The organism is Helicobacter salomonis (genome assembly GCF_900197775.1).
Lineage (GTDB): Bacteria > Campylobacterota > Campylobacteria > Campylobacterales > Helicobacteraceae > Helicobacter > Helicobacter salomonis.
Genome location: NZ_FZMA01000024.1, coordinates 29,605 through 45,096 on the forward strand (window position 1 = coordinate 29,605; position 15,492 = coordinate 45,096).

General features: G+C 46.7%; 17 protein-coding genes. 12 read left to right on the top strand and 5 right to left on the bottom strand.

Annotation, left to right across the window (positions count from 1 at the left end; translation table 11 throughout):
• Positions 1 to 413: 413 nt before the first annotated feature.
• Positions 414 to 1,643: an epoxyqueuosine reductase QueH gene (locus C6H04_RS04955; protein ID WP_104732493.1), complete on the top strand. Its 1,230-nt coding sequence runs from the start codon at positions 414 to 416 to the stop codon at positions 1,641 to 1,643.
• Here C6H04_RS04955 and modB read toward each other — a convergent pair.
• Positions 1,569 to 2,240, bottom strand: a complete 672-nt coding sequence (gene modB, locus C6H04_RS04960; protein WP_104732494.1) for a molybdate ABC transporter permease subunit — start codon at positions 2,238 to 2,240, stop codon at positions 1,569 to 1,571. The two genes, C6H04_RS04955 and modB, sit on opposite strands and share 75 nt — an antisense overlap.
• Positions 2,240 to 2,983, bottom strand: a complete 744-nt coding sequence (gene modA / locus C6H04_RS04965) for a molybdate ABC transporter substrate-binding protein (protein WP_104732495.1) — start codon at positions 2,981 to 2,983, stop codon at positions 2,240 to 2,242. Before modA ends, modB begins: the two co-directional genes overlap by 1 nt.
• A 255-nt stretch (positions 2,984 to 3,238) precedes the next feature.
• Here modA and kdsB point away from each other — a divergent pair, with 255 nt between their 5' ends.
• Both kdsB and C6H04_RS04975 read left to right on the top strand, forming a co-directional pair.
• A complete protein-coding gene (gene kdsB, locus C6H04_RS04970) occupies positions 3,239 to 3,934 on the top strand; it encodes a 3-deoxy-manno-octulosonate cytidylyltransferase (RefSeq protein WP_104695478.1) in 696 nt (231 codons plus the stop codon).
• The gene (locus tag C6H04_RS04975) at positions 3,928 to 4,842 is read left to right on the top strand and encodes an ATPase, T2SS/T4P/T4SS family (RefSeq protein ID WP_104695448.1); all 915 of its coding nucleotides are present in this window, start codon (positions 3,928 to 3,930) and stop codon (positions 4,840 to 4,842) included. Before kdsB ends, C6H04_RS04975 begins: the two co-directional genes overlap by 7 nt.
• Here C6H04_RS04975 and C6H04_RS04980 read toward each other — a convergent pair.
• Complete coding sequence (locus C6H04_RS04980; RefSeq protein ID WP_104732496.1) at positions 4,839 to 5,987, bottom strand: pyridoxal phosphate-dependent aminotransferase; 1,149 nt, start codon at positions 5,985 to 5,987, stop codon at positions 4,839 to 4,841. The genes C6H04_RS04975 and C6H04_RS04980 overlap by 4 nt on opposite strands.
• Before the next feature lie 74 nt (positions 5,988 to 6,061).
• Here C6H04_RS04980 and C6H04_RS04985 point away from each other — a divergent pair, with 74 nt between their 5' ends.
• From C6H04_RS04985 to epsC, 8 genes are read left to right on the top strand one after another with little or no spacing between them, the layout of a single operon-like run.
• The gene (locus C6H04_RS04985) at positions 6,062 to 7,045 is read left to right on the top strand and encodes a lipid A deacylase LpxR family protein (protein ID WP_233711395.1); all 984 of its coding nucleotides are present in this window, start codon (positions 6,062 to 6,064) and stop codon (positions 7,043 to 7,045) included.
• Positions 7,045 to 7,887 carry a hypothetical protein gene (locus C6H04_RS04990; protein ID WP_104732497.1) on the top strand — a complete coding sequence of 281 codons (843 nt, stop codon included), beginning with the start codon at positions 7,045 to 7,047 and terminating at the stop codon, positions 7,885 to 7,887. Before C6H04_RS04985 ends, C6H04_RS04990 begins: the two co-directional genes overlap by 1 nt.
• Positions 7,884 to 8,222, top strand: coding sequence for a diacylglycerol kinase (locus C6H04_RS04995; protein ID WP_104695445.1), 339 nt, complete (start codon positions 7,884 to 7,886; stop codon positions 8,220 to 8,222). The genes C6H04_RS04990 and C6H04_RS04995 overlap by 4 nt, the downstream gene beginning before the upstream one ends.
• Positions 8,198 to 10,651: a DNA gyrase subunit A gene (gene gyrA, locus C6H04_RS05000; RefSeq protein WP_104732498.1), complete on the top strand. Its 2,454-nt coding sequence runs from the start codon at positions 8,198 to 8,200 to the stop codon at positions 10,649 to 10,651. Before C6H04_RS04995 ends, gyrA begins: the two co-directional genes overlap by 25 nt.
• Positions 10,617 to 11,048, top strand: coding sequence for a hypothetical protein (locus C6H04_RS05005; RefSeq protein ID WP_104695443.1), 432 nt, complete (start codon positions 10,617 to 10,619; stop codon positions 11,046 to 11,048). Before gyrA ends, C6H04_RS05005 begins: the two co-directional genes overlap by 35 nt.
• Position 11,049: 1 nt before the next feature.
• Positions 11,050 to 12,189: a sigma-54-dependent transcriptional regulator gene (locus tag C6H04_RS05010; protein WP_104695442.1), complete on the top strand. Its 1,140-nt coding sequence runs from the start codon at positions 11,050 to 11,052 to the stop codon at positions 12,187 to 12,189.
• A gap of 46 nt (positions 12,190 to 12,235) precedes the next feature.
• Positions 12,236 to 13,159 carry a cysteine synthase A gene (cysK, locus tag C6H04_RS05015; RefSeq protein ID WP_104695441.1) on the top strand — a complete coding sequence of 308 codons (924 nt, stop codon included), beginning with the start codon at positions 12,236 to 12,238 and terminating at the stop codon, positions 13,157 to 13,159.
• Positions 13,140 to 13,649, top strand: a complete 510-nt coding sequence (gene epsC, locus C6H04_RS05020) for a serine O-acetyltransferase EpsC (protein WP_104695440.1) — start codon at positions 13,140 to 13,142, stop codon at positions 13,647 to 13,649. The genes cysK and epsC overlap by 20 nt, the downstream gene beginning before the upstream one ends.
• Here the strand turns inward: epsC and C6H04_RS05025 are convergent.
• Positions 13,630 to 14,064 carry an FkbM family methyltransferase gene (locus C6H04_RS05025; RefSeq protein ID WP_104732499.1) on the bottom strand — a complete coding sequence of 145 codons (435 nt, stop codon included), beginning with the start codon at positions 14,062 to 14,064 and terminating at the stop codon, positions 13,630 to 13,632. The genes epsC and C6H04_RS05025 overlap by 20 nt on opposite strands.
• Positions 14,043 to 14,678: a hypothetical protein gene (locus C6H04_RS05030; protein WP_104732500.1), complete on the bottom strand. Its 636-nt coding sequence runs from the start codon at positions 14,676 to 14,678 to the stop codon at positions 14,043 to 14,045. Before C6H04_RS05030 ends, C6H04_RS05025 begins: the two co-directional genes overlap by 22 nt.
• 521 nt (positions 14,679 to 15,199) lie before the next feature.
• On the opposite strand from C6H04_RS05030, the gene C6H04_RS05035 reads away from it, so the two are divergent.
• The coding region (locus C6H04_RS05035) for a hypothetical protein (protein ID WP_438940244.1) at positions 15,200 to 15,492 on the top strand (293 nt) is incomplete at its 3' end.

The window sequence follows — 15,492 nt, forward strand, 5'->3', positions numbered from 1 at the left end:
CAGGGTTGGAGACAGTTGAATAAATTCTATAAAATCGTGTGGAATTTCGTTATAGCTTTGTTTTTCCACAAAAATCCCAATTTTTGCTAAAATAAGCATTGTCTTTGGTAGGCAGAGTCCGCTACATCGGCGCTTGTAGACATGCGGAACGCTTGACACCTTCAAAACCAAAGGGCAAGATCTTGTGTTTTGGTGAGAGCAGGTGTGGATGGAACGAGAATGACAGCAGAAATCCTAGCTTTGTAGGTTTTTGCAAAGTTTTGTGGGATTTTATAGGTCTGTAAGAATAGTTGCGCTTGAATAGGAAGCCTCAAAGGGGTCCTGATGGGATGGTTAGATGTTCTGATGCTCATCTTTTTAGGAGGAGTGTTGGTAGGAGGGGTGGGTTATTACATTTACATGGTGCTAAAAAAATGACTTGTCCTAAAATGTTGGTACACATCTGTTGTGCAGTGGATAGCCACTTCTTTTTACAAGAACTGCGGCAACTCTACCCTCAAACGCAGTTTACCGGATTTTTTTATAATCCTAATATCCATCCCCATGAGGAATACCAGTTGCGTCTGCAAGATGCCAAGCGTTCGTGCAAAATGCTAGATATGGCTCTTATAGAAGGGGATTATGCGCTGGATGCCTGGCTACAGGCTATTCAAGGATTGGAGGAGGAGCGTGAAAAGGGAGCTCGTTGCAATGTCTGTTTTGATGTGCGTCTGGAGGCCAGTGCCAAAATGGCTCTAATGCTCGGAATTGAGCACTTTAGCACGACTCTACTCTCCAGCCCCATGAAAGAACAGATTATTCTTAAATCTCAGGGTGAAGCAATTGGAGCGCGTTACGGCTTAGAATTTATTTACCATAACACGCGTGCTAAGGGAGGGGTGGAGAGACAGAATGCCATGGCTAAGCGGGATAAACTCTACCGACAAAATTACTGTGGATGTCGCTTTGCTTTAAACGCTCAAAGAGAGGCACAAGATAAGCCTTGTATTGAATTAATGAGCCCACTCAATGGTCAAATCCATCCTGCTGGCATTCCCCGCCGCCTAGAACTTTTTAAACGACGTGATGTCTTGGAAGCACACGCACAGGGTTATGAGCTTCTGCAGCAAAGTGCCCTAAGCTATCTTCTCTTACGCGCCCATGTGCACTTGGATCAAGAGCTCCTCCCCAGTGTGATTCTCAACCGCTCTACAAGCAAAAAGGTCCTTATTAAAGATTTGCGCGTCCAAGCTATCACGCTTGAACCTACTTTAGCCCAGAAATTACTCGCTAAAGAGCATAACTTAGAGGTTAAACCCCTCACGCTGGAGGTGGGGCTTTCTCCTAAAGATGACACGCTATTTTTAGATATGCGCGGAGTTAGCGCACTGCTCCAAATACCGCCCACATCCTTATCGGATTTGAAGCTGTGTTACGATCAAGAGCTCTATGTGCGCGAGCGACTCGTGGGTGGGGAGAGTATTCAACCCCTGATCATTGTCCAAGATTTAGGGATTTTTAGAAGCGCTCATCCCCCTGTCCACGTGCAGATTGTCGCACAATTTTTTGAGCACAAAAACTTTTACCTACTAGAGCACCCTACTCCTCTTTTGCCACCAGAGTATCCCAAAGAGCAAAGCAAAGCTCACGCTAGAGAGTACTAAGGCGTATTGATTAGCCAGCGCGTCTTCATTAGCTTCTGAAGCAATGAAGATTGCCACGCTGGCCACGCGCGTTTTTCCCTCAATATCCCCCCCTAACATCATCACCACTCCAAATTCTCCAATAGTATGGGTAAAAGTAGTGGTAATCGCCAACCACAAACTGGGTTTAATATTGGGCAAGAGCACTCTAAAAAAGGTAAAAATTTTGCCCTTACCTAAAGTGTAGCTGGCTTCTTTGAGTGAGGGGGGTAAATTAGCTAGAGCGTGTTGGATGGGGTTGACCATAAAGGGCAGAGAAAAAATCACACTGCCCAAGACGAGCCCCTCAAAGTTAAAGACTAAGCGTAAGTGTAGGTTTTTTGCTAAAAACGCCCCGAGGGGACTTGTGGGGGATAGGAGCAATAAAAGATAGAATCCTAGCACTGTGGGGGGGAGCACTAGGGGCATCCAAGTGAGGGTTTCTAAAAGAGTTTTGAGCAAGCCCTGTCTGTGAGCCAAATAAGCCCCCAAAGTTAGTCCAATGGGGAGCAAGATGAGGGTTGTGCAAGTGGCTAGGGCAAAGGTGAGTTTGAGAGTGGTGAAAAAGGCGTGATCCACTAATCCACAATGTAGCCGTAATTTTTTAGAATATCACGCCCTGTCTGCCCAAGAATGAATTGCTCAAATTCTCTGGCAAGAGGGTTTTTTCCTCCCGCATTGGTGAGTACTAGAGCTTGCTCAATGGGTTGGTAATACTCTTTGGGCACGATGTAATAGCGCCTAGAATCGTGGCGATTCATTAAGGATAACGCACTAAAGCCTAGCTCAGCTCCTCCACTAGCAACATATTGATTGGCTTGGGCGATGGAATTGCCTAGTAAAATTTTGGGCTTGAGAATTTGGGCAAGCTGGAGTTTTTCAAGCACTTCCATACTAGCCTTGCCATAGGGAGCTAGGGTTGGATTAGCCATAGCAAGGTGCTCAAAAGAGCTTTTCAAAACCTCTAAGGAGGGTATCACACGCGTTTTGCTCCAAAGCACGAGTACACCCTTTGCGTAAACCTTGGGCGTGTAGGGGGTAATTTTGTCCTCACTCAAGCGCAGGGGGCGTTTTTTATCTGCACTCACAAAGAGATCAAAGGGCGCACCTTGGTGGATTTGATTATATAACTTGCCCGAAGACCCAAAACTCAAATACACCTTGACACTCGGATGTTCTTTCAAAAAAGCCTGCTTGATAGCCTCCAAAGCCTTCGTGAGATTAGCCGCTCCAGCGACATGAACCTCTTTAATTTCTTTGGCTATGCCCACAGAGAGAACCAACAACGCCACCCCTAAAAACCGCGATATAAACCCCAACATATCCATTTCCCATTTGCGTTAAGCCCGCAGGCTTAAACTACGGGAATAACTAGCGTTAATTTACTGGCCTGCACACCTGCATAGGCTTGAAGTATCGACCTTTATCGAGAATGCACAACTCACATTAAGCATTGTAGCACAAGATACACATGAAATGCCCTTCTAAATCCCATGAAGCTCTCAAAATGCTAAAGATATTTGGACTCGCCCATTGTTGTCCTTGCAAGTTCAGCTCAAAAAGACTACCATGGGGACATGATTTTAATTCCTGCCAGATTACAATCCAGTCGCTTTCCCCAAAAGCTCCTCGCAGACATCAAGGGCTTGCCCATGGTGGTGCGCACGGCTCGTAATGCCCAGAAAGTAGATGAGGTGGTGGTGGCGTGCGATGATGTGAAAATTTTGCGGGTGTGTGAAGATTTTAACTTACGTGCTATTTTAACCAGCCCTGAGCACCCAAGTGGCACGGATCGCTGTGCGCAGGCCTGCCAAATCCTCCAACTTGCGCCTGAGAGCGTGGTGTTGAATGTGCAGGCTGACGAACCCTTTTTAGAACCTGAGGTGATCGCCACTCTCTTAGAGCACGCCCAAAAAACCCCTTTTATGCACACCTGCGCTAAGATCATTGCCTCAGAAGAAGCCCGCGATCCCCATGTGGTCAAAGTGGTCTTGGGCGCACAGCACGCGCTTTACTTCTCACGCGCACCCATTCCCTTCAGCCGTGATGGGCGGGAATGCCCTTTCTACGGGCATATTGGTGTTTATGGTTTTCGTGCGCGCACCCTCTTGGAATTCTGCGCGCTGGAAAAAAGCCCCTTAGAAGAAATTGAAAAACTCGAGCAACTCCGCGCGCTCTACCACCATAAACCCATTGGGGTCAGCGTTGTCAAAAGCCAAAGTATAGGCATTGATACCCCCCAAGACCTCCAGCTTGCTCTAAGGCGATGTTGACCACCCATCGGGTGTTGCAGGCGCATATTGAGGCGCTAAACCCCTATTTGCAGAGTGACATTAGCGAACTTGTGAGCAATAGAGAGAGGGAGATTTGGCTTTATAAGCTAGATGGATCGTGTCAAAAAGTGCAAGAGCCCGCATTGAGTAGGGGTTTCTTACTGCGTTTTTGCGAACAATTAGCCAGTTATTATGGCATGCGTTTTGATCGAGAGTATCCCATGCTCAATGCCTCTCTACCCTTTAGTCGTTACCGCGTGAGCGCTAATCACTTCAGCATCACAACCACCCAAGAAATTAGCTTGAATATCCGTGTGCCCAGTGCGCGAACTTTCAGTCTACAAGCCTTTAGACTCGGGGCGCAATGTGCATATAATTATGCGGACTTACAAGACATGGTGTGCAAGGGGTATAATATTCTCATTAGCGGGGGCACGGCGAGTGGAAAAACAAGCCTACTCAACGCCCTTCTAGCCTATGTCCCTAAGCAAACGCGCGTTGTGAGTGTGGAAGATAGCCAGGAATTGGATTTGAGTGGCTTTGAAAACGCTGTGGGACTCTTGGTGAACAAGGGCGAGCAAAACCTGCGCTATGAAGACGCGCTCAATATGGCGGTGCGCATGCGTCCCGATCGCTTGATGGTGGGGGAAATTGATACTCGTAACACCCTGCTTTTCTTGCGTTTTGGGAATACGGGGCATAAGGGAATGCTGGCTACTTTACATGCTAATGGAGTCGATCAGGTATTGGAGGCTATCGCGCTCAATTTGGAAATGGGTAACCACCAACGCCTCCCCCTAAACATTGTTGAGCGTTATGTGAAAAGCGCGATCGATGTGGTGATTCAGGTGTGCAAACAAGACCAAGCCCATGTCATCCAAGAAGTGTTATTAGCCCAACAACTCTAAGCGTGCATAAACTTTTGCAATCTCTCTAGCCCACTTTCGATTTGCTTTATGGAACAGGCATAGGACATGCGCACAAAACCTTCCATCTCAAAGGCTACTCCGGGCACGAGCGCGACCCCTTGGTCTTTTAAAAGGTTTTGGCAAAATTCCAAACTAGCTCCTGGGATTTTAATCCACAAATAGAAGGCTCCCTGGGGTTTGAGGCAACTTAGACCAGGAATGGCGTTGATCCTCGCACAAGCCAAATCACGCCGTTCCTTAAAGGCTAGGCGCATGCGTTCTACATCGGCGTTAGCCACTCCACTTAAAGCCTTAAGCGCGGCGTATTGCGCAATAGAATTGATATTAGAAGTGCTATGGCTTTGCAGGGCAACCATGTGCTTGAGTAAAGTTTTATCTTTGGTGCCCAAATAGCCCACGCGCCAGCCAGTCATGCTAAAGGCTTTGGAAAGTCCATTAATGGTAATGGTGCGTTCCAACATGCCCGGCAATGCCCCAAAGGCGTAAAACGCGCCATCATAAACCAGTTTTTCATAAATTTCATCGCTCACTACGAAGGCGTTAGAGGGGGCGATCACTTGGGCTAGAGCTTCAAGCTCCTCTTTAGAGTAAACCATGCCAGTTGGGTTAGAAGGACTAGCCAGCACGATAAATTTAGTTTGGGGTGCGAGTGCGCTTTTTAGCTGAGCGGGAGTGATTTTAAAACCACTCTCTTCAGTAGTGGGTAGAAACACTGCTTTAGCTCCACTATAGCGCACTAACTCGGGGTAGGTAACCCAGCAGGGTGTAGAGATAATCACCTCATCACCCGGATTAAGCAGAGCTTGGAATACATTGAAGAGGCATTGCTTAGCCCCATTGCAAAGCATCACTTCATCGGGGCGGTAATCGAGTTGGTTTTCTTGTTGAAATTTCGTACTCACACTTTTAAGCAGTTCTGGAATTCCTTTGACAGGAGTGTATTTACTATGTCCTTCTTGAATAGCTTGAACAGCGGCTTGTTTAATACTTTCTGGGGTATCAAAATCGGGTTCGCCAGCACTAAAACTCAAAATATCCTTGCCCTGCGCTTTCAATTCTTGGGCTAAAGTAGTGATAGCAATGGTGCTGGACTCTTGAATCTGGGTGATTTGCTTGGAATACATAGGAATCCTTATGGTGGTATAAACAAGCATGCATGCTAGCAGTCAAAACATGAAAATTTGCTATAATAAAACCCATGCGTTGCCTGCCCCCCTTGCTCTTTTTGTTGTCCAGCTTAAGTGCGGCCTCTCCAAGTGCCTATAAAAAGCAGTACATCGATTTGCTCACTGAGAATGATGGGTATATCAACCCCTACATCGATCGTTATTATACGGCGGGCACGCGCATCGGCTGGGCGAGCAAGGAATACGATTTTAAGACATCTAAAATGTCTTGGATGGATTATCTGAGTTTGCAGATCAAGAAACCCAAGGTAACGCGCTTTACTCTCTATTTAACCCAGACCATGTTCACCCCCACCCTAGCGCACCGCTTTGCCACAACCCCCATCAAGGGCGATCACCTCTATGGAGGCTGGTTGCGCGCCCAACTAGGAATCTTGCAAAGAAGTGAGCACACCCTAGAAACTTTGGCTATCTCTATGGGTACGACAGGACCGGGCTCTCTAGCAGGCAGAACCCAGGATTTGATCCACACTTGGGCGCATGACCCAAAATTCTTAGGTTGGGGTTCTCAGATTGCCAACGAATTTATCTTTCAATTCCACTATTCTTGGCTACAAAAAATTCCCCTACTCAAGAGTCGTTTTTTTGATGTGGATATGCTTGCAGGGGCAGGCATGGATTTGGGCAATGCAATCACGCATTTCAAGGTGGGTTCAATGTTGCGCTTGGGCTATAATCTGAGCGTGGATTTTGGACCTAACAAGATCAACACGGGTTTTAGCGGGGGGATGCCCGTGAGCGATAAGTTTTCATTATATATCTTTGCAGGGACAACGGGGAAATTCCAACCCGTCGATATTTTTGTGCAGGGCAATAGCCCCACCACAAGGGGGATCACCGCTTTGCCCTATTTTCTCTATAATGCTGAAATTGGGATTGCCATTGCCTACAAGGGCACGAGGCTCTCCTTTAGCGCGATTGATTTGAGCAAGACTTTTAAAGACCAACCCCGTAACCACAATATTGGGAGTATAGAATTGGATATCGCGTTTTGATGGGAAGAAAATTATTGCGTATTGCCGTGATTGCAGGAGCGTTGTTGGCAGTGGGCTTGTTGGGGGTGGGGCTTAAACTCAGCCATGATATTAAGAAAACTTTGCAAGAAAGTCTAAATCACCTAGCTCCTCATATCCATGCTGCTCCCTTTGAATGCTCGGGGTTTAAACACATTAGATGCGTGAGCGAGGGGGTTAAAAATCCTAATTTGGGTCCTATAGTTGTGCGATTGAGCGAAGTCAAATCGCATGGACTAGAGTTTGGCCTAGATGTAGAGCACATCCACAGCACGCAGAAATGGGCCCCCAAAAGCGCACATTGCACTATAGCCCTCCAGCTCAAAAACGAAGAACTCTTCACCCAGAGTCATTGCAAGGCTCCTGGAAATTTGGGGTATACACTGGGATTAAAAGCCCGACTTAAAGACCCCCAAAAGCCCCTCAATCTCAAATCTCTCTTACAAACCAATGATCTCAAAGCGTTGCAAGCGCATGTAGAAACCCTCGATGTAGACTTGAATAGCAAGGATTTTAAGGCCATCTTATTGCCGCTTTTAAAGGAGTCGGGCGATCTCAAAGACCCAAAAGACTATAATAAAGCTCTAGCAGATATTCAAAAATCTTTTCAAGGTGTGGTGATTGTGGGCTTAATGGTGGCGGGTTTGCAAGAAGAAGTCGCGCACGCTCAAGAATTGATCAAAGCCTTTAACGCCTTTGCCAAGAATGAAAGAGATCACTTTGGTTTCACCTTACACAACAAAGACCCTAATTTTAAAGCTTTGGACTCTTTTAATAATCCCTGGGAGTTTTTGCCCCACTTACGCCTACAGGTGCACCCTTGAAACGCATTTTACAAGCATGGCTTTACTCTAAGGAGGGCTTAAAGGCGGCCTTTCATGACGAGCCTGCTTTTAAACAAGTCGTGTTGCTCGCACTTTTGGGCTTTGTGGGGGCGTGTTTTGTGGCGCATACCTTTGCACAATTTGCGTTGTTGGTGTTGCCCGGAGTGTTGTGCGTGGTGGTCGAATTGCTCAATAGTGCTATTGAAAACGCCGTAGATTTTACCGGTACCCACAAACATCCCCTAGCTAAGAAGGCCAAAGACATGGGCAGTGCTGCCCAACTGATCGCTCTGGTGTTTTTCGCGCTCGTATGGGGAGCTTATTTTGTATTCTAGGAGAAGTTTTGCAACCCAAGATTGAAGACATTCGCATTGAAGAATCCCTAAAAGAGAGTTATTTAGACTACTCCATGAGCGTGATTGTGGGGCGCGCTCTGCCTGACGCTAGAGATGGACTAAAACCCGTGCACCGGCGCATTTTATATGCCATGCATGAACTGGGCTTAGGCTCTAAAGTGCCCTATAAAAAAAGCGCGCGCATTGTAGGGGATGTGATTGGTAAATACCACCCCCATGGGGATAGCGCGGTTTATGAGGCTTTAGTGCGTATGGCACAAGATTTTTCTATGCGCTTGCCCCTTGTGGATGGGCAGGGTAATTTTGGCTCAATCGATGGGGATAATGCCGCTGCGATGCGCTACACTGAAGCGCGCATGGCAGCTCCTAGCGAGGAGCTTCTAAGAGACTTAGACAAAGACACCATCGACTTTGTGTCTAACTACGATAGCACTCTCCAAGAACCCGACATTTTGCCTAGCCGTCTGCCTAATTTGCTCATCAATGGCTCCAGTGGGATTGCTGTGGGGATGGCGACTTCCATCCCTCCCCATCGTCCCGATGAGATCATCGATGCGCTGATCTGTGTGCTGGAAAATCCCCAGGTCCAGTTAATAGACCTTATAGACATTGTGCAGGGACCAGACTTCCCCACGGGGGGAGTGGTTTGTGGCAAAGCGGGGATTTTAGAGGCTTATAGTACAGGGCGCGGACGCATTAAGGTGCGCGCCAAAAGTCGGGTAGAAGAACACAATAACCGCGAGACTATCATCATTGAGGAAATCCCCTATCAGATCAACAAAGCGCGCTTGGTGGAACAAATCAGCACTCTAGCCAAAGATAAGGTAGTGGAGGGTATCGCAGAGGTGCGCGATGAATCCGATAGAGAGGGAGTGCGCGTGGTCATTGAGCTCAAAAAAGACGCGTTTTCTGAAATTGTGCTCAATCATCTCTATAAATCTAGCAACATGGAGATCACCTTTAGTATTATCTTGCTCGCTATCTACAATAAAGAGCCACGCGTTTTTAATCTCCTAGAGTTGTTAAAACTCTTTTTAGTGCACCGTAAAAGCGTGGTGATTCGGCGCACTATTCACGAACTAGAAAAAGCCAAAGCGCGCGCACATATCCTAGAGGGCTTAAAGGTTGCCCTGCAGCACAGCGAGGCAGTGATCACGCTCATTAAAGGTAGTGTAGACGCACAGGGGGCCAAGGACTTGCTCATGCAAACCCACCATTTAAGCGAGGAGCAAAGCAAGGCTATTTTAGACATGCGCTTGCAACGCCTGACAGGGCTAGAGCAAGAAAAGATCACCAGCGAACACGCTCAATTACAAGAAAAAATCGCGCTTTTAGAGGGAATTTTGCAGAGCGCGGACAAGCTCAACGCCTTGATCAAAGAAGAGCTTTTAGAGGTTAAAGAGAAATTTAGCACCCCTAGAAAAACCCAAATTGAAGAGGATTATGAGGGAATCGGCATTGAAGATTTGATTGCTCATGAAGACATGGTTGTAACCATCAGTCATAAGGGCTATGTGAAACGCGTCCCCCTAAAAGTGTATGAGCAACAAAGGCGCGGGGGCAAGGGCAAGATGTCGGGCAACACCCATGAAGACGACTTTATCGAGTCTTTTTTCATCGCCAACACCCATGACACGATTTTATTTATCACCAATACCGGGCAACTCTATTGGCTCAAGGTGTATAAAATCCCCGAAATGGGGCGTAACGCCATCGGGCGCGCGTTGGTTAATCTGGTAGATTTGCAACCCGGGGAGAGTATCAAGGCAACCATCCCCACCAAGGATTTTGACGCGGATAAATCCCTTGTGTTTTTTACTAGGAATGGCATTGTCAAGCGCACAGAGCTCAGTGCCTTTGGGCGTATTCGAGGGGGGGTGCGCGCGATTGTATTAGAGGAAAATGACGCGTTGGTTACGGCCAAGATCATCGACTCTAGTGTACAAGAACTCTTTATGGCCAGCTCTAAGGGGATGTGTATCCGCTTTGGCATAGAGGATGTGCGTGAAATGGGGCGCGTGGCTAGGGGGGTTAGAGGTATGCGCTTAAGAGAGGGAGATTTTGTGATCGGAGCAGGAGGAGTTTGTTCAGATGAACAACGATTGCTAAGTGTGAGTTCTAAGGGCATAGGCAAACAGACTCTAGCAGGAGCTTATCGCGCACAAGGGCGAGGTGGGCTAGGTGTGATTGGGATGAAGATCACACCTAAAACGGGTAATCTCGTGGGGATTGTGAGTGTGGATGAGGGGCAGGATTTGATGTTGCTCACTAAAAGCGGAAAAATGATTCGCATGCCTATGGAGACAATCCGCGAAACCGGGCGCAATGCCAGCGGGGTTAAGTTGGTGCAAGTAGAGAGTGATGAGGTGGTCTATGCGAGCACCTGCCCTAAAGAAGAAGTCGAGTAAAGCCTTTTTATTGGTGTGCTTGGTGGGGTTTTTGCACGCGCAGGAGTTTGTAATCTCTTATGCCATGCAGGTGCACAATGGGGTTGCCAAGCGTCAAGCTTTTGGGATCACGCGCGCGCTAAGAGATCATACCAACAAGGTACACTATACATGTGAAATCCCGATCAATGAGCCCAAACTTTCCCCCAAACAAGAGCCTTTTTTGCTGGACATTTTGTTAAAAAGTTACCAAGATGAGGTGGTGGATTGTCTGTATCAAGGCGAGGTACGCATTGAAAGCAGTGGTTTTAATACAAATTCTCAAAACCAGAACAACGCCACTTTACGCATGGTTGCCCCTGCCAATGTGCACCTAGAGGGGGGCTTATTAGTGCTTGAAATTTACACAAGGAGATAGCATGAAAATTGCCATTGTAGAAGATGACATTAACATGCGCAAGAGTTTGGAGCTCTTTTTTAGCGACCAGGAGGATTTGGAGGTGATCGCCTTTAAGAGCCCTAAAGACGCTCTTAAGGCTTTAGATGAGAGTTTTGAGCTCATCATCACTGACATTAATATGCCCCAAATGGACGGATTGGAGTTCTTGCGCAAATTAGAGGGGCGTTATGAAGCGATTGTGATTACGGGGAACGCCACGCTTAACAAAGCTATCGAGTCCATTCGCCTAGGAGTGAAAGACTTTTTTCAAAAGCCCTTTAAGCCTGAATTGCTCTTGGAGTCCATTTATCGTAGTAAAAAGGTCCTGGAGTTTCATAAAGTTCACCCGGTCAATAAGGCGTGTAAAAAGGAATTTTTCATCGCTACTTCGCAGGCCCTAGAGGCGGTACAAAAACAAGCCCTTAAGGCAGCAGCTACTGATGCGAGCGTGTTTTTACAAGGACCTAGCGGGGTAGGTAAGGAAGTTTTTGCTCACTTTATCCATGAAAACTCTAAGCGCAAGGGTGCGCCCTTTGTGGCGATTAACATGGCAGCTATCCCTGAACACCTTTTAGAGTCTGAATTATTTGGCTATGAAAAGGGCGCGTTCACCGATGCCACCAGCGCCAAAGCAGGGCTCTTTGAAAGCGCACACAGGGGGAGCGTGTTTTTAGATGAGATTAGCGAAATGCCCTTGAAATTGCAGAGCAAACTTTTAAGGGCGATCCAAGAAAAGGAGATTACAAGGTTAGGCGGTCATAAGCCTATCAAAATTGATGTGCGCTTTATAGCTGCTACTAATACTAATATTCAAGAAAAGATCAACGCTAAGGAATTTAGAGAGGATTTATTTTTCAGACTGCACACCATCCCGCTTAAAATCCCCCCGCTTAGAGAGCGCAAGGAGGAGATTTTGCCTTTAGCGGAGTGGAAATTACAAGAAGTGTTGTGCGCTTATGATTTAGGGGAGAAGAGTTTTAGCGAGCAGGCTAAGGAGTGTATGCTAAGTTATACATGGCATGGCAATATCCGCGAATTGCTCTCCGTGGTAGAGCGTGCGGCCATTTTGAGCGAGGGAGCGCAAATTAGTGAAAAGGATCTCTTTTTAGAGAGAAGTTAACTTCTTTGTGTTACTCATGGGGCATCTTGTATAGAAAGGATTGAAAATGGTTTATACAAATGCTTTGGAGCTCATTGGGCATACCCCCGTTTTGAAAACTAACCACCTTTTAGAAGAGGGATCGGCAGATTTTTTTGTGAAGCTAGAGAAGTTTAATCCGGGTGGGAGTGTTAAGGATCGCGCCGCTTTGGGAATGATCGAGCAAGCAGAGAAGGATGGGCGACTGACTAAGGGGATGACCATCATCGAGCCTACCAGTGGGAATACCGGCATTGCCCTAGCCTTAATGGGGCTACTCAAGGGCTATAAAGTGGTGATTGTGATGCCTGAGACGATGAGTATTGAGAGGCGCGAGCTCATTAGGGCTTATGGGGCAGATCTGATTTTAACAGAGGGAGCGAAAGGCACGAAGGGGGCGATTGATAAAGCCTTAGAGTTAGGGCAACAAGAGGGTTATTTTATTCCCCAGCAGTTTGAAAACCCGGCCAATCCCCAAAAACACTACGACACCACTGCTCAAGAGATTTTAAAAGATTTGCCCGGCGTAGATGCAGTTGTGCTGGGCGTGGGCACGGGGGGTACGATTGCAGGTGTGGGACGCAAATTTAAAGAGCAGAGTCATCACGCTAAAATCATTGCGGTAGAACCCGCCCAATCGCCTATTTTAAGCGGAGGCATGCATAGCCCGCACAAGATTCAGGGGATTGGTGTGGGCTTTGTACCGGGCAATTACGATAAAAGCGTGGTCGATGAGGTGATCGCCGTAGATGAGCGCGATGCAATGCACACGGCTAAACTCTTTGGAGAAAAAGAGGGGATTTTAGTGGGTATTTCTTCAGGAGCGGCCATTTTTGCCGGGTTGCAAGTAGCGCGCCGTTTTGGCAATGGGAAATCCGTATTGGCCATTGCCCCTGATGGAGGAGAAAAATACATCTCTACGGGACTTTATGATGCTGGATTTGGACTATAGTCTAAAGCGCGCTCTAGCCCAAGACCCTGCCGCGCGCAATAAATGGGAGGTGTTATTGCTCTATCCGGGGATTCATGCTCTGCTTGCCCACCGCCTGGCCCACGCTTTGCACAAAAAGCGTTTTTACTTTCTTGCCCGTGCACTTTCGCAGTTGGCGCGTTTTATTACCGGGATAGAAATCCACCCGGGAGCAAAGATCGGACGGGGCTTGTTCATCGATCATGGCATGGGCGTGGTGATTGGGGAAACTACTCAAATTGGGGATGATGTAACCATTTATCATGGGGTAACTCTAGGAGGCACGGGTAAGCTCAAGGGCAAACGCCACCCTACCTTGGGTGATCGCGTGGTGGTGGGAGCGGGCGCGAAGGTGTTAGGCGCGATCACGATTGGGAATGATGTTAAAATTGGGGCTAATGCGGTGGTAGTTTCAGATTTACCTAGCGGGGCTACAGCGGTAGGTACAAAGGCTAAAATGCTTGAGAAGTGAGGGCTTGTGAATCATAGATTTTCTTGTAATCTTCAAAGCAAAAGAGGCTGTCTTTGTGGATGGCTAGCACATCGAAAAAGGGCACAAGGTTTTGTTGGGAATAGCGAGTATAATCCATTAACAAAGAGAGGTTAAGGATATCCTTACTAGAAAGCGTGCAGACTAAGTTCCCATAATTATCAAAAATAATCAATTGTTCGTAGCCGAATTTGTTCAGCAGTGGAAAAATCCCGGTAGAAACTTCGCCCTGGGCACTTAAACAGGTATGATCCCACTCAAAGAAAAGCGCAGGCTTGAACTTTTGTAGGGTTTGTTCCGCACCTCGGATGATTTTAAAATCAAAACCATCGGTGTCAATCTTAATAAAATTAGGTGTAAAGCCGCATTCTTGGATCAGACTATCCAGTGTGCGGATTGAAGTGTTGAGTGTTGAGTGTTGAGTGTTGAGTGTTGAGTGTTGAGTTCCCGCACAAGACTAGCCGTCCCGTCTTTCATCCTTAAGCTGTGATCTTGAGAGTCATTGCTCTCTCCCAGGAATATTCCTGTGTACACAAGAAAGCTTTTATCTTCTTGGTTTTGGGGAGTTTTTGTATAGTATCGCTGTGCATTTTTAGGATGGTTTTGGTCAGTGTACAGGGGGGTTTGCAGATTCTGACTTAAGTTGGTATGGATAAGGTCACCGTAATTTGTCGTCCCTTCCACAAGCATATAAGCCCCGCCATCCACCTGTGCGAAAACCGCTGTATCCCCAATATTAGCCCCCACATCCACCATGGACAAACGCCCATACCGATCCTTGATATGTTGGGCAATGCCCTTTAAGATCGTGTCGTAACAGGGGTAATATTTTTGGCAAATAAAAACCGGGTGGGCAAAGGGCATGGTAAAAGTGACGCCACGGAAAGTTAAAGTGATCTGAGGATCACCTAGTTTTAATAACCCGCGGTGAACATAGGTCCACAATTTAAACACTACACGATTAGGGGCGTTTAAAAGCCTTTTGTAAACAAATCGTGCTAAAGCCTGCATGACATCTCCAAAAACCTTTATTCTAGCTTTTATGAAACACACCCCCAAAAGGAGCGGCTTCCCAACTAAAAACACCCCGCGGACATTAACACGAAAGACCCCACATTTAAACGTTTACAAGGTCATTCCGTACCACAGAGGGCAAATGCGGTAATTATAGCACAACTAAAAATTGCCGCGTGGCTATATCTTAAGTCCTAAAGAATAGAGTTTTTTCGTACAACTCTTGTTATTTACAATCCATGGTGGTGTAAAGAGAGGAGAATAGGTACTAAATCGAGCATGGCAATTACATGATTTGATCTGCTTAACCCTTAATCTACAATTATAATTCCTTAAAAACTTCTCGTCCTCATACATGAAACTTCCAAAAAAAATACCCGCTTGAGTAAGGAGGTACTTATAGAACAATCACTAGACGCCAACAGACCATCCAAGAATTCATTACAGAATTAGAAACACATTATGGCGCGATTATAGAACAAGACTTTAGAGGAGCCATTGAACAGGCTATTAAGCAGATGGACCTCTCTTTTCTGCAAGCCCAGCATGGTAGCTTTTACCAACAAACACGCAAGAACCTAGAGGCTCTCTTCAAAAGAGAATTCAATCAGGAGAACTTACACCAGCTCAAGGGGGTGGTGCTAGAGATTTTACAAGAGGGCATGCCCCTAAGAGCTCTAAGAGAGATGCAATTAGAAGCCCAAATCCACTTACAAAGCTTAATACAAACCCATGCCCTTAAAATCTTGCAAGAGCAGAGTGTAGCCTTGATGGAGTACACCCAAGCCGAGATGCGCTTTTACACCCAGGT

Excerpts from the sequence above, each read along its gene's own strand:
- C6H04_RS04955 (WP_104732493.1), top strand. The coding sequence starts at position 414 with ATGACTTGTCCTAAAATGTTGGTACACATCTGTTGTGCAGTGGATAGC.
- modA (WP_104732495.1), bottom strand. The coding sequence starts at position 2,983 with ATGTTGGGGTTTATATCGCGGTTTTTAGGGGTGGCGTTGTTGGTTCTC.
- kdsB (WP_104695478.1), top strand. The coding sequence starts at position 3,239 with ATGATTTTAATTCCTGCCAGATTACAATCCAGTCGCTTTCCCCAAAAG.
- C6H04_RS04975 (WP_104695448.1), top strand. The coding sequence starts at position 3,928 with ATGTTGACCACCCATCGGGTGTTGCAGGCGCATATTGAGGCGCTAAAC.
- C6H04_RS04980 (WP_104732496.1), bottom strand. The coding sequence starts at position 5,987 with ATGTATTCCAAGCAAATCACCCAGATTCAAGAGTCCAGCACCATTGCT.
- C6H04_RS04985 (WP_233711395.1), top strand. The coding sequence starts at position 6,062 with ATGCGTTGCCTGCCCCCCTTGCTCTTTTTGTTGTCCAGCTTAAGTGCG.
- C6H04_RS04990 (WP_104732497.1), top strand. The coding sequence starts at position 7,045 with ATGGGAAGAAAATTATTGCGTATTGCCGTGATTGCAGGAGCGTTGTTG.
- gyrA (WP_104732498.1), top strand. The coding sequence starts at position 8,198 with ATGGGGAGCTTATTTTGTATTCTAGGAGAAGTTTTGCAACCCAAGATT.
- C6H04_RS05005 (WP_104695443.1), top strand. The coding sequence starts at position 10,617 with ATGCGAGCACCTGCCCTAAAGAAGAAGTCGAGTAAAGCCTTTTTATTG.
- C6H04_RS05010 (WP_104695442.1), top strand. The coding sequence starts at position 11,050 with ATGAAAATTGCCATTGTAGAAGATGACATTAACATGCGCAAGAGTTTG.
- cysK (WP_104695441.1), top strand. The coding sequence starts at position 12,236 with ATGGTTTATACAAATGCTTTGGAGCTCATTGGGCATACCCCCGTTTTG.
- epsC (WP_104695440.1), top strand. The coding sequence starts at position 13,140 with ATGCTGGATTTGGACTATAGTCTAAAGCGCGCTCTAGCCCAAGACCCT.
- C6H04_RS05030 (WP_104732500.1), bottom strand. The coding sequence starts at position 14,678 with ATGCAGGCTTTAGCACGATTTGTTTACAAAAGGCTTTTAAACGCCCCT.